This window comes from Prochlorococcus marinus str. SB (assembly GCF_000760115.1).
Taxonomy (GTDB): domain Bacteria; phylum Cyanobacteriota; class Cyanobacteriia; order PCC-6307; family Cyanobiaceae; genus Prochlorococcus_A; species Prochlorococcus_A marinus_D.
Window position 1 is genome coordinate 357,038 of sequence record NZ_JNAS01000001.1, and the last position, 13,080, is coordinate 370,117.

Sequence of the window (13,080 nt, forward strand, 5' to 3'; positions counted from 1 at the left end):
ATTATGACAATCAGCGATTATTATTAAAGAAAGGATTTTTGTATGTCTGATATTTTAGATTCCAATAACTCAGGATTAAGCGAAAATAACGACCGAATTATTCAGACTGACCTAAGAAATGAGATGTCTCGTTCATACCTTGAGTATGCAATGAGCGTTATAGTTGGACGTGCTCTTCCAGATGCAAGAGATGGATTAAAACCAGTTCACAGAAGAATTCTTTATGCAATGTATGAACTTGGTTTAACTAGCAGCAGACCATACAGAAAATGTGCAAGAGTTGTAGGAGAAGTACTTGGTAAATACCACCCTCATGGCGATACTGCTGTTTATGATGCTTTGGTTAGGATGGCCCAGGATTTCTCTATGAGGATGCCACTTATAGATGGTCATGGAAACTTTGGTTCTGTTGATAACGACCCTCCAGCAGCAATGAGGTATACAGAATCTCGTTTACAGTCCCTTACGGATGAAAGTTTATTAGAGGATATTGAATCTGAAACAGTAGATTTCGCGGATAATTTTGACGGTTCCCAGCAAGAGCCTACAGTTTTACCTGCTAGGATCCCTCAACTACTTCTAAATGGTTCATCTGGAATAGCAGTAGGAATGGCAACCAATATTCCACCTCATAACTTGGGGGAATTAATTAATGGTCTTAAATCAATAATCAAAAACCCTTCAATTGAAGATAGAGAACTTTTTGAAATAATTAAGGGTCCTGATTTTCCAACAGGTGGTCAAATCTTAGGCAGAGAAGGTATTAGAGAAACTTTCAAAACAGGAAGGGGGTCAATAACCATGAGAGGGGTAGCAAATATTGAGCAAATTAAATCAATTGGTAGAGCAGAGAAAGATGCAGTAATAATTACAGAGCTTCCATTTCAAACCAATAAAGCGGCATTGATTGAAAGAATTGCTGACTTGGTTAATGAAAAAAAATTAGAAGGTATTTCTGATATTAGAGATGAAAGTGATAGAGATGGGATGAGGGTTGTTATTGAACTAAAGAGAGATGCCTACCCACAAGTAGTTTTAAATAATTTATTTAAGTTAACACCTCTACAAAATAACTTTAGTGCTAATATCCTTGCTTTAGTAAAAGGAGAGCCCACAACACTTTCACTCAGGAAAATGTTAGACGTTTTTCTAGATTTTAGGGTTGAGACAATAAGGAGAAGAACAGCATTTTTATTAAAAAAGGCAGAAGAAAGAGATCATATTGTGAAGGGTCTTCTATTAGCCTTAGATGCTATGGATGAAATTATAAATTTAATAAGATCAGCGAAAGATTCAATATCAGCTCGAGAAAAATTACAAAACGACCATAAATTATCTGCCATACAGGCAGATGCAATTCTGCAAATGCAATTAAGAAGATTAACAGCACTTGAAGCTGATAAAATCAAAGGGGAACATAATGAGTTAACCCGAAAAATCAACCTATATCAGCAAATATTAAATAGTAAAGAAAGAATTTTTGAAATTATTCTTGAAGAAATTAATAAAATCGATGAAAGATTCTCTTCTCCTAGGAAAACAGAAATACTGGATTTAGGCGGCGGATTAGATGATATTGATCTCATAGCTAATGACAGATCCGTAGTTCTATTAACTGAAGCAGGTTATTTAAAAAGAATGCCTATTAATGATTTTGAATCTACCAGTCGTGGTTCAAGGGGTAAAGCCGGCACAAAAACCAAAGAAGATGATGATGTGAAATTATTTATAAGCTGTAACGATCATGATACTCTTTTGCTTTTCAGCGATAGAGGAGTGGCTTACGCTCTCCCAGCATATAGGGTTCCTATGAGTAGCAGAACAGCAAAAGGAACTCCATCAGTTCAACTTCTCCCAATTCCAAGAGAAGAAAAAATAACTTCATTAGTTGCTGTGGATTCTTTTGTTGACGATCATTATTTATTAATGCTCACCAAAGCTGGCTTTATAAAAAGAACTGCACTTTCTGCTTTCTCAAAAATTCGCTCAAATGGACTAATAGCAATTAATCTTGAGGATGGAGATGCCCTAACCTGGGTCAGGTTATCAAAAGAAGGTGATAGTGTTTTAATTGGATCTAAAACAGGAATGGCGATTCATTTCAGACTAGATATTAATGAATTAAGACCTCTTGGTAGAACAGCAAGAGGGGTTAAATCAATGAACTTGAGAGAAGGAGACAATCTAGTTTCTATGGATGTTTTAACATCTAATTTGGTTGATCAATTAGCTAAAATTGACGATCTCACAGAAGATCTTGATGATGATGTTGAGGAAAACTCTTCAGATGGTCCATGGGTATTAATAGCCAGCGCATTTGGACTAGGAAAGAGAGTACCTGTAGCTCAGTTTAGATTACAAAAAAGAGCAGGCATGGGTTTGAGAGCAATAAAATTTAGAATTAAAGATGATCAGCTAGTTTGTTTGAAGGTCCTTGGCGAGGGAGAAGAATTACTACTTGTGACCGAAAAAGGTGTAATAGTAAGAACAAACGCAGATAAAATCTCTCAGCAATCCAGGGCAGCTACAGGAGTAAAATTACAAAGATTAGATGACGGTGATCATTTATCGGAAGTGGTATTGGTACCTCGTGAACAAATAGAGGAAAAAGATCAACCTAGCTCAATTGAACAAAATTAAAAGCCTTATAGTTACCTAAATAATATGGAAATACTTGATATTTTAATTTTAGGTTCAGGTCCTGCGGCATTATGTTTAGCTTCAGAATTAGCCAAGCAAGATCTAAATATTAAGGGAATATCAACAAAATCTCCAAATGAAAAATGGGAGAATACATATGGTATTTGGGCGTCTGAGTTAGAGGAATTAGGGTTAGAGTCCTTGTTATCTCACAGATGGTGTAAAACAGTTAGTTTTTTTGGAGACGGGGAAAATAAAAAAGGGGATACTCCTACAAAACACAACTACGATTATGGTTTAATAAACCAAGAAGCCTTTCAAAATGAACTTTTAAAAAAATGTAAAGGGATTGAATGGTTGAATGAGACAGCAAAAGAAATAAAAGAAAAAAACAAACTATCTGAGGTAATATGTTTTTCAGGTCTCAAAATAAAAGCGAGATTAGTCATTGACGCAAGTGGTCATAAAAGTAATTTTGTAAAAAGACCAGTTCAAAATGAAATCGCTCAACAAGCTGCCTATGGAATTGTAGGTAAATTTACATCACCACCTGTTAATAAAGAACAATTTGTTCTAATGGATTTTCGTCCAAATCATTTAAACAATAAAGAAAAGTTATCATCTCCTTCCTTTCTTTATGCAATGGATCTTGGCAACAACACTTTTTTTGTTGAAGAAACCTCATTAGCTAGTTATCCTGCATTATCCCAAGAAAATCTAAAAAAAAGACTTTATAAAAGACTTAATAGTAAGGGTATTGAGGTAAGTGAAATTTTTCATGAAGAGAATTGCCTTTTCCCTATGAATTTACCCCTCCCATTTAAAAAACAATTTGTACTTGGTTTTGGAGGGGCTGCAAGTATGGTTCATCCTGCATCAGGATACATGGTTGGATCTTTATTAAGAAGGGCTCCACTCCTTGCACAAAAATTAGCAATCTTTTTAAAAGAACCTCATCTAAGTTCACTAGAGTTAGCTTCAAAAGGTTGGGAAATTCTGTGGCCTTACGAGTTAACACAAAGACATAAACTTTACCAATACGGTCTAAGAAGATTAATGAGTTTTGACGAAAGTAGATTAAGAAGCTTTTTCTCAAATTTCTTTAGATTATCGACTAATGAATGGGTAGGTTTTCTTACTAATACACTTCCACTTCCAAAACTAATTTACGTGATGAGTAAGATGTTTATAAATTCACCTCTAAAAGTAAAACTAGGAATGCTCAAGTTAAATTAGTATTTTTATTTACGCCAATCATCAATATTAATATTTTGGAAAACTTTATCCTCTTCCTCAATATCTTCAAGAAATTTTAAATTAATATCACTATGGGTTTTAATCATTTCAACCAATTTCCAGAACCTGAATAAGTGTCTTTCTATTCTCTCTTTTGCGAGTTCTGTTGTGGTTCCAGCTCTTAGAATAAAACTCCAATCAGAAGACTCAGAAAGAAGTAGTTCTCTTGCAGCTTGCTTAAAGAGTCTTAGAGATAAATCATTATTAAAATTTTCCAAGCACAAATCTACAAATGTTGAGCCTGCCTTTGTAATTTCTGGAACGATCCATGCATTTGCATCATTAATCCAGTAATTATGGTAACCACCCTGTCCCCAGCTTGATGGCGATGGATCACAAATCTGAAGATTTGGTTTTTGCACTAAGAATTCTTTTAAATTTGTAAGCTTAATTGAATATTTACTAGAGTTCTTTAGTATATTTTCAATAAAAAAAGGGCCCTCATACCACCAATGACCAAATAACTCTGCATCAAATGGAGCTACCAATAAAGGCTTAAAGGAAGAGGATAAAGTCAATTTTTCTAGTTGTTTGGATCTCGCTAGAAGATAGGTATCAGCATGTTCTGCCGCCTTAATTTTGGCTTCATTTTCAAGGTAAAACTCTTTTCCCCCTAAAGGAATGTTTTCATCTGTAATCTTATGAAACTTTAAACCCAAAGGTCTTCTTGATGAAATACCCTTATTTTGGAGCTTTGAGAGAGGTAATTCCCACCCCAAATCTTTATGAAATTCCCTATATACTTTGTCGCCCGGGAACCCATCCTTAGCGGACCAAACGGGTAAGGTTGACTCACTATCTCTTCCGAAAAATGCAACTCCTTTTTTCGAGCATATTGGAGCGTATACACCATACCTAGGCCTTGGTGTGGAGTTTAGAATCCCGTGTCCGTCTAAGATTGTATATCTAATTCCAGAATTAAATAGTATTTCATCTAAACCCTCATAATATGCGCATTCAGGTAACCAAATACCTAAAGGCTTTGTTTCAAAAATATTTTCATGGCTCCTAATAGCTGTATTGATTTGTCCTTTTACAGTTTCAGGATTCTCCCTTAAAATTGGCAGATATCCATGAGTAGCAGCACAAGTAAGAATATCTAAATTTCCAGAGTTTTTTAAAACCCTAAACTTCTCAATTAAGTTTCCAGAACAATTTTGCCAGTATAAGTATTTATCATTAAGGTTATTCTTTAAAAATGCAGATGCATTTTTTTCTTGAAGTGGCAGTTCGTTCAGGAAATCATTCCTTGTTTTAATCCAGCTTGGGAAAGTTTCTTTAATTTGTTTATCATTTAGAAGTGATAATAATGTTGGAGACAAACTAATAGTAAGTTTTGTATTTTCAGGATTTTCATTTTTGGAAGATTCTATTGATTGAAGTAGTGGTATATAACATTCCAGAATCGCCTGAAATAACCAATCCTCTTCTAAGGAGTTTTTTTCGTTTTTTCTGACATAAGGTAGATGAGCGTGTAAAACTATCGCTAACCGGCCTAAAACATTATTCCTTGAGTATTGCCCATTCATACTTTTTATATTTATGCCTGTAGTTCTATAAAAAATCGAAATTTTTTTATAAAAAAGGCTTTAATCCTAAAACAATACTTTAAAAATTTAAGTATTTGATTTTTTTTATCAGAATTTTAACCAATATTATTTAAGTTATAAACTTTCAGCAAATTTTTATTGAACTAAATCTAGTCAAATTTTTTTAATTAGCTTAATATAAGTCTAAGTTATTCTCTCTGATGTCAAAAGATCCTGGAAGAATTTTGATATTTGACACAACTCTTCGAGATGGAGAGCAATCTCCTGGTGCAAGTTTAAATCTTGAAGAAAAGCTTGCTATTGCTCATCAATTAGCAAGATTAGGAGTAGATGTTATTGAAGCTGGATTCCCTTTCGCAAGTCCAGGAGATTTTAAAGCTGTTAATAAAATTGCTAATGTAGTAGGGAAAGAAAATGGCCCTATAATTTGCGGTTTAGCTAGGGCGTCTAAAGGAGATATAAAAGCATGTTATGAAGCAATAAGTCCTGCTCCCAAGAAAAGAATACATACTTTTATTGCGACAAGCGATATTCATCTTGAACACAAACTAAAAAAATCCAGAAAAGATGTTCTTCAAATAGTTCCAGAAATGGTAAATTATGCGAAATCCTTAGTAGATGATATCGAGTTTTCTTGTGAAGATGCCTCAAGGAGTGATCCTGAATTTTTATACGAAGTTATTCAACTAGCAATTACTGCAGGAGCGACAACAATAAATATCCCTGATACTGTTGGGTTTACAACTCCTAGTGAATTTGGCAACCTAATTGCCGATATAAATAAAAATGTTCCAAATATTGATGAGGCAGTAATCTCGGTTCATGGTCATAATGATTTAGGTTTAGCAGTAGCCAATTTTCTTGAGGCAGTAAAAAATGGAGCAAGACAATTAGAATGTACTATTAATGGAATTGGAGAAAGAGCCGGGAATGCCTCTTTAGAAGAATTAGTAATGGCACTTCATGTTAGGAAAAGTTTTTTTAATAGTTTTTTCAAAAGAAATCCAGATTCCCCAACTCCTCTTACGGCTATAAGAACAGAAGAAATAACAAAAACCTCTAGACTTGTTTCTAACCTAACCGGAATGACTGTACAACCTAATAAAGCAATTGTGGGAGCTAACGCTTTTGCTCATGAATCAGGCATTCATCAGGATGGTGTTTTAAAAAATAGACTAACTTACGAAATTATCGATGCAAAAACTGTTGGTTTGAGTGACAACAAAATATCTTTAGGAAAACTGAGTGGAAGAAGTGCGGTAAGAGCAAGATTAGAAGAAATGGGATATGACTTAAGCCGAGAAGATTTAAATGATGCTTTTGCTCGTTTTAAGGATCTAGCTGACAGGAAAAGAGAAATTACTGATAGAGACTTAGAAGCAATTGTTAGTGAACAAGTTCAGCTACCAGAAGCTAAATTTCAATTAAGTCTTGTACAAGTAAGTTGTGGTAACGCCTCTAAACCTACTGCAACCATTTCGCTTCTAAACACAGAAGATAATAGTGAGGATACTGCTGTATCAATAGGGACTGGGCCAGTTGATGCTGTATGCGAGGCTTTAAATAAATTAGCTAAAGTTCCTAACGAACTAATTGAATTTTCTGTTAAGTCGGTAACAGAAGGAATTGATGCTTTAGGCGAAGTAACAATAAGAATAAGAAGGGATAATAAAATATATTCTGGTCATTCTGCTGACACTGACGTTGTAGTTGCTGCAGCAAATGCTTACGTTAATGCTTTAAATAGACTTGTATTTTCTGAGAAAAAAAATTCAATTCATCCACAATTTGATAGTTTAGAGAATTCTGATAATAAATTTCTATCTAATCCTGCAAATTAAATTATTTTCATAGGATTATTAAGTAGCATTAAAAAAAGTCTCTCAATAATGTAGATTTAACTAATAGTCAAAGCAGGGAATAATGAGAGAAAGGATACTTGGATATTGGGCACTTTCGTGGATTGGCTTAATCGGCAATATAATTGCACTTCCAATAATCGCATTAATAATAAGTTATGGACCTCCACTAAAAGTTGCGAATATAACTCTTGCAATAAGTCTTGGATGGCCTGCTGCAATTGTTGGAATAGTTTCTTCAGCAGCTCTTTTAGCAGAGAGAAAATGGGGAGTAACTTTAACTCTGGTATCTTTATCAATGGTAATCTCTGGTATGGGTCCTTATTCAATTGTAAGGCTCATAACTCTTCAAGACATTTATGGAGTTGGTGGGTTTACTCTTTTAACAACATTATTAAGTACGCTAGCTCTTCTTTATTGGTGTAATCCGAAACATCGAAGAAGTATTAGGTTATAAAATTTAAAATTAAGAAAAAGTATTATTCTTGCCAGTTGGATACTGAATTCTTCTGTGTCTAATCCTTTTCCATACATTCAAGAATGCCCTTTTTATTAGAAAAATTTCTCCTTTAGATAAATTGCTATCATCTAATTGTCCATCTTTTTTACGAGAGTAGATAATATTAGAAATTGTTTTCAAAGCTTCTTTATCAGATGCATTAATATTCATAGCTCTAAGTGCAGCTTCACATCCATCGGCAAGCATTAAAATAGCTGTTTCTTTGGACTGAGGAATAGGGCCTTTGTATCTAAAATAATATTCATTAATGTCGAGATTTTTTTCTTTAGCTTTTTGAAAAAAATATCCCATTTTAAGGGTACCTTGATGTTCAGGAATAAAATTAGCTATCAGCTTAGGTAGTCTATTTTTTCTTGCAAATTTCAACCCTTCATCAACATGAGCTTGTAATACTTCGGCACTTTTAATCGGATCATCTAATTCGTCATGCGGATTTTTTGAACCATCCTGATTTTCAATAAACCAATTAGGTGCATGTAATTTGCCAACGTCATGATATAACGCTCCAGTTTTAATAAGATCAATATCACCACCAATCATTCTTGTCGCCTCCTCTGCTAAACCACATATAAGTAAGGTATGTTCAAAAGTACCCGGAGCTTCTAGAGACAATCTTCTAATTAGAGGCTTTTCCTTATCAGCCAATTCGAGCAATCTTGCTTTAGTTAATAATCCGAATATCGATTCAAAAATAGGAATAAATAAAATTGTAAAAAGCATAGCTATCGCCAATAGCAAGGAATCAGAAAATATATCCCCATTAGCTAAAATAAAATCTTGATTATTATTAATAAGAGATATTTTATCTTTACCTATCAATATCCATTGACTCAAGAAAGATCCTATTGGCACAAAAATTGATAATTGAAGTAACTGAGCTCTACTTCTTATTCTTCCTCCAAGAAGAGATACTATTGAAGCACAAACTAATAAAATAAAAAATAAATTGTTATTGATAACAATTTCTGGGTCAGGCCAAATAAGACTCGCTATTGATACCCAAGCTAAAGCTGTTATGGTTCCCATTCCTTGAGATATTATTAATGCCGGTGGAATTATCATAGATAATGGACTTATAGTTGAAGCTAAGGTTAATTTCGTAACTTGTACTGCTAAAAGAAGAGTAATGATTAAGAAGATCTGTCTTGAGGAAATTGTAGGATTCTCTTTTTTTGAAACTAATATCAAAACTCCAGAACTAATAAGTATTTCAATAAAGTTCAAAAACCAAGAAAAAAAATCTGCGATTTTTAAAGGCGAAATAAGAAGTAGTTTATAAGAAGAAATTATTGAAATTAAAATGCATACTAAAAAAATTATGAGATTATCAATTCTTGAAATTTTAATTGGTTGTTTTACTGGGACTTGACTTCGCCTCCACAGATAAAACAATTTTTTTAAGGTAGTTATGATGTTTTGCACAGAATATAGATAAATCTATTTGAATAATTTAAAATTATAGGCATGCTAGGTGTAAAAAGGAGAAGTTTTTCTAAATGTCATTAAAATTAGACGGTAAAAAATTATCTCTTGAAATTGAACAAAGATTATCTAACTATATCTCGGGTAATAAAAAAATTGCAAAAAGAGATCCTGGTTTAGCTTTAATAAGAATAGGTGAAGACCCCGCGAGTGGTGTTTACGTTAATAATAAGGAAAAAGCATGTTCAAGGGTTGGAGTAAAGAGCTTTATCTTTCATCTAGAAGATAGTGTAGAGCAAAAAGAAGTTGAACAATTAATAATCAAACTTAATTCTGATAAAGATATTGATGGAATGTTACTACAACTTCCCATCCCAAAGAAGTTTGACGAGCAAAAACTGATAAGCCATATTAATCCAAGCAAAGATGTAGATGGACTAAATGAGATAAACATCGGCAAACTAGTAAAAAATGAGCCTGCTATGAGATCATGCACACCGGCAGGAATTATTAATTTATTAAGGTCCCAAAATATTACAATTGAAGGCAAGAAAATCGTTGTCATTGGAAGAAGTTTACTTGTTGGTAAACCCCTATCGCTTATGTTGTTGAATCTAAATGGCACGGTAACAATTACTCACTCTAAAACAATAAATTTGAAAAAAATTTGTAGAGAAGCCGATATTCTAATTGCGGCTGCAGGAAAACCCAATCTTGTAGATTCGAGTTTTGTCAAAGAAGGTGCAGTAATTATTGATGTTGGTATACATAGATTAAAAAGTTCCGATAAAAATAAAACCAGATTATGTGGAGATGTATTATTAGGAGATGTTATTTCTAAAGTATTTGCTTACACTCCTGTTCCAGGAGGTGTTGGGCCAATGACAGTAACAATGTTACTTGTAAATACTATTTTTAGCTGGCAAAAACAATTTGGTTTATCATCAACTCTTAATGACCTTTTGCCATAAACTCCATGATGAAATTTTTTTTACTAAAGGTATAAAATGACTGAAGTTATAAATAGTATTTCTGAATTTGAAAAATATCTTAAAAACACAAAAAAGGTTGTAGAAGAAGCACTTGATTTTTCCTTGGGTCCAGAGAATCCAGAAATATTAAGAGAATCAATGAGATATTCACTCTTAGCTGGAGGGAAAAGAATACGTCCAATTTTATGTTTAGCATCTTGTGCATTGGCTGGAGGAGAACCCTCTCTTGCAGTTCCTACTGCGGTAGCTATAGAAATGATCCATACAATGTCCTTGATTCATGATGATCTACCCGCCATGGATAATGATGACTTGAGGAGAGGCAGGGCGACAAATCATAAAGTATATGGAGATGCAATAGCTATTCTTGCAGGCGATGCTTTATTAACAAGGGCCTTTGAAATGGTCTCTCTAAGAAGCCCTGGAGTCGATCCAAATAGATTATTAAATGTAGTTGGCGAATTATCTTTAGTTGCTGGTGCTCCAGGCTTAGTCGGGGGACAAGTTGTTGATTTGGAATGCGAAGGCAAAGTAGTCGACCTTGAAACTCTCGAATATATTCATCTTCACAAGACTGGGGCTTTATTGAAGGCCTGCGTTAGAACAGGCGCTATGATCGCAGGAGCTAACGAAAAACTATTACAAGCCCTTACAACGTATGCAGAGGGAATTGGTTTAGCCTTCCAAATAATAGATGATATTCTTGATTTAACTTCCAGCAGTGAAAAGTTAGGTAAAACAGCTGGCAAAGATCTTTTGGCTGACAAAACTACTTACCCTAAATTACTTGGAATGGAGGAGTCAAAGAAAAGGGCATTTGATTTAGTTGAAAAAGCAAAAAAAGCAATTGAACCTTGGGGTGCAGATGCAAAGTATTTAATATCTTTAGCTGACTTTATTACAAATAGAGATAGATAATTTTTTTTAATTTATGTCTGATTTTTTTTCTTTTTTTAATAATTCAGTTCTTTTCTGGAGCCTATTATCCTGCTTGCTAGCTCAATTTTTAAAAATTGTATTCAATTTCTTTTCAACTGGAGAGTTAAGATTTGGAATTATGTTCGAGACGGGTGGAATGCCCTCAAGTCATTCCGCCTTAATAACTGGCGCTACATCTGGTATAGGTTATGAATTAGGATTTGATAGCTCAATATTCGCATTATCAGTTGCAGTTGCACTAATAGTTATGTATGACGCTAGTGGTGTTCGAAAATCAGCTGGGATTCACGCTGCAGAAATTAATAAACTATCAAAAAAACTAGACCCTCAATCTGAATTACTGTTAAAAGAAACCCTAGGCCATACAAAAATTGAGGTCATGGTGGGGAGTTTTTTAGGACCATTAATCACTTTGCCTGGAATGTTTTTTTTAGGTTCTCCTCTCAAAATATTTGATTTAGTAATAAATTAAGAATGCTTTGAAAAAGTAATTTGGGTGGCATCTATAAAGTTTTTTGCGAGTTCTAGAGAACTTGGCAAATGTAAGTGAATCCAACTTGCATGTAATTTTTCATCAAAAAAGCCTTCATTTTTGTATTCAGTTTCCCAAGATTTAATTTTCCATGGGGAAGAAAGTTTCTTCTGATGATAAGCCTTTCCAAAATCAAGTTCAGATAAATTATTTTCAATTTCCCAATAATGAAATTCATGGCCTCTAATTAATTGATTTTGTTTAATAATCGGAGTATCTTTTAAACCCTCTATGTATCTATAACCTACTGAAAGTTTACTTTTTTTTGATCTAAAAGGCAGTATGCCACTCATTTTATGATAATTACCATTTTCATCTTTTATGAAGTCCCCTAAAATCATCATCCCTCCGCACTCAGCATATATAAATCCATTTTTGCGGAATTTCCTTAACGAATTTAAGCTTTTTGTAGAGTTACTTATATGATCAGCATATTTTTCAGGGAATCCCCCGGGAATAATTAAAGAAGAAGCCTCATTAGGTATTTCTTCATTATCAAAAATACTCCATGAAATTAATGGAATGCCTATTTCATTCAAAAACTCCTTAGTTTCAGGGTATTGAAAATGAAAGATTTTATCTTCTGCAATCGCGATAGGTTTACTTTTGTCAATTTTAAAATCTTTAAAATTGACAGAATTAAATATTTTCTTTTTAGGAGATTTCAGAAATTTTATGAGAGAAAATACATCAAGGTTTCTTTCGGCGAAATTTGCAAAATATTCAACATTAATTTCTTTTTCTTTTTCCATTGGAGATATCAAACCTAAATTAGCTTTGTTTAAAGTTATTTTTGAATCAGATGGTAAAAAACCAAGAATTTCGATTTCTTCATTTTTAAAAACCTCTTTGATCAATTTTTTATGTCTATCTGAATTAACGTTGTTAAATATAATTCCTGCTATTGACAAATCACTATCAAAATCTCTAAAACCTCGAATAGTCGCCAGAAGAGAAGCTACTTGGCCTTTAGCATTAACAATAAAAATTATTGGAGCATTTAGAAGTTTAGAAATATTTGCTGTGCTGGAATAAGTTGTTGCCCCTAATCCATCAAATAGACCCATTGCCCCTTCAATTAGCGAGAATTCATATTTCAAAGAATGTTTAAAAAAACTTTCTTGAACCCATTCCTCACCACTTAAAAAAATATCTAAATTTCTACAAATAGGTTGGCCAATTGAACTAAGTTGTTGTTGATCAAGATAATCTGGGCCAACCTTGAAAGTTTGTAACTTTATACCTTTTGAGAACGCCCAACAAGATAGCAAAAGCGATAATGTAGTTTTTCCACTATCAGTAGAAGGAGAAGATATTACACAAGGCATCT

Annotated in this window: 10 protein-coding genes; 7 read left to right on the forward strand and 3 right to left on the reverse strand. The window is 33.5% G+C overall.

The annotated features are described in order from the left end of the window. Nucleotides 1-42: 42 nt before the first annotated feature. A complete protein-coding gene (gene gyrA / locus EV02_RS06485) occupies nt 43-2,640 on the forward strand; it encodes a DNA gyrase subunit A (RefSeq protein ID WP_032519087.1) in 2,598 nt (865 codons plus the stop codon). A gap of 24 nt (nt 2,641-2,664) precedes the next feature. Continuing rightward, on the forward strand, nt 2,665-3,876 hold the full coding sequence (crtL, locus tag EV02_RS06480) for a lycopene beta cyclase (RefSeq protein WP_032519089.1): 1,212 nt from the start codon (nt 2,665-2,667) through the stop codon (nt 3,874-3,876). Between the two features lie 5 nt (nt 3,877-3,881). Here the strand turns inward: crtL and EV02_RS06475 are convergent, their stop codons facing one another. Further along, nucleotides 3,882-5,465 (reverse strand): glycoside hydrolase family 57 protein, encoded by a 1,584-nt coding sequence (locus tag EV02_RS06475; protein ID WP_032519090.1) that lies wholly within the window; start codon nt 5,463-5,465, stop codon nt 3,882-3,884. Nucleotides 5,466-5,686: 221 nt separating this feature from the next. Between EV02_RS06475 and EV02_RS06470 the strand changes: the two genes are divergently transcribed. After that, the gene (locus EV02_RS06470; RefSeq protein ID WP_032519091.1) at nt 5,687-7,327 is read left to right on the forward strand and encodes a 2-isopropylmalate synthase; all 1,641 of its coding nucleotides are present in this window, start codon (nt 5,687-5,689) and stop codon (nt 7,325-7,327) included. Nucleotides 7,328-7,409: 82 nt separating this feature from the next. Beyond that, nucleotides 7,410-7,802, forward strand: coding sequence for a hypothetical protein (locus EV02_RS06465; RefSeq protein WP_032519093.1), 393 nt, complete (start codon nt 7,410-7,412; stop codon nt 7,800-7,802). A 9-nt stretch (nt 7,803-7,811) separates the two neighbouring features. Here the strand turns inward: EV02_RS06465 and EV02_RS06460 are convergent, their stop codons facing one another. Continuing rightward, the gene (locus EV02_RS06460) at nt 7,812-9,287 is read right to left on the reverse strand and encodes an HDIG domain-containing metalloprotein (protein WP_032519094.1); all 1,476 of its coding nucleotides are present in this window, start codon (nt 9,285-9,287) and stop codon (nt 7,812-7,814) included. A 74-nt stretch (nt 9,288-9,361) separates the two neighbouring features. Between EV02_RS06460 and folD the strand changes: the two genes are divergently transcribed. From folD to EV02_RS06445, 3 genes are read left to right on the forward strand one after another with little or no spacing between them, the layout of a single operon-like run. Beyond that, nucleotides 9,362-10,258: a bifunctional methylenetetrahydrofolate dehydrogenase/methenyltetrahydrofolate cyclohydrolase FolD gene (gene folD, locus EV02_RS06455; protein WP_032519095.1), complete on the forward strand. Its 897-nt coding sequence runs from the start codon at nt 9,362-9,364 to the stop codon at nt 10,256-10,258. Between the two features lie 36 nt (nt 10,259-10,294). Beyond that, nucleotides 10,295-11,197 (forward strand): polyprenyl synthetase family protein, encoded by a 903-nt coding sequence (locus tag EV02_RS06450; protein ID WP_032519097.1) that lies wholly within the window; start codon nt 10,295-10,297, stop codon nt 11,195-11,197. Nucleotides 11,198-11,210: 13 nt separating this feature from the next. Further along, the gene (locus EV02_RS06445; protein ID WP_032519098.1) at nt 11,211-11,690 is read left to right on the forward strand and encodes a divergent PAP2 family protein; all 480 of its coding nucleotides are present in this window, start codon (nt 11,211-11,213) and stop codon (nt 11,688-11,690) included. Here the strand turns inward: EV02_RS06445 and EV02_RS06440 are convergent. Beyond that, nucleotides 11,687-13,078 carry a cobyrinate a,c-diamide synthase gene (locus EV02_RS06440; protein ID WP_032519101.1) on the reverse strand — a complete coding sequence of 464 codons (1,392 nt, stop codon included), beginning with the start codon at nt 13,076-13,078 and terminating at the stop codon, nt 11,687-11,689. The two genes, EV02_RS06445 and EV02_RS06440, sit on opposite strands and share 4 nt — an antisense overlap. Nucleotides 13,079-13,080: the final 2 nt, after the last annotated feature.

Bases quoted from the DNA above. Each gene is read 5' to 3' on its own strand.
- gyrA (WP_032519087.1), top strand. From the start codon at position 43: ATGTCTGATATTTTAGATTCCAATAACTCAGGATTAAGCGAAAATAAC.
- crtL (WP_032519089.1), top strand. From the start codon at position 2,665: ATGGAAATACTTGATATTTTAATTTTAGGTTCAGGTCCTGCGGCATTA.
- EV02_RS06475 (WP_032519090.1), bottom strand. From the start codon at position 5,465: ATGAATGGGCAATACTCAAGGAATAATGTTTTAGGCCGGTTAGCGATA.
- EV02_RS06470 (WP_032519091.1), top strand. From the start codon at position 5,687: ATGTCAAAAGATCCTGGAAGAATTTTGATATTTGACACAACTCTTCGA.
- EV02_RS06465 (WP_032519093.1), top strand. From the start codon at position 7,410: ATGAGAGAAAGGATACTTGGATATTGGGCACTTTCGTGGATTGGCTTA.
- folD (WP_032519095.1), top strand. From the start codon at position 9,362: ATGTCATTAAAATTAGACGGTAAAAAATTATCTCTTGAAATTGAACAA.
- EV02_RS06450 (WP_032519097.1), top strand. From the start codon at position 10,295: ATGACTGAAGTTATAAATAGTATTTCTGAATTTGAAAAATATCTTAAA.
- EV02_RS06445 (WP_032519098.1), top strand. From the start codon at position 11,211: ATGTCTGATTTTTTTTCTTTTTTTAATAATTCAGTTCTTTTCTGGAGC.
- EV02_RS06440 (WP_032519101.1), bottom strand. From the start codon at position 13,078: ATGCCTTGTGTAATATCTTCTCCTTCTACTGATAGTGGAAAAACTACA.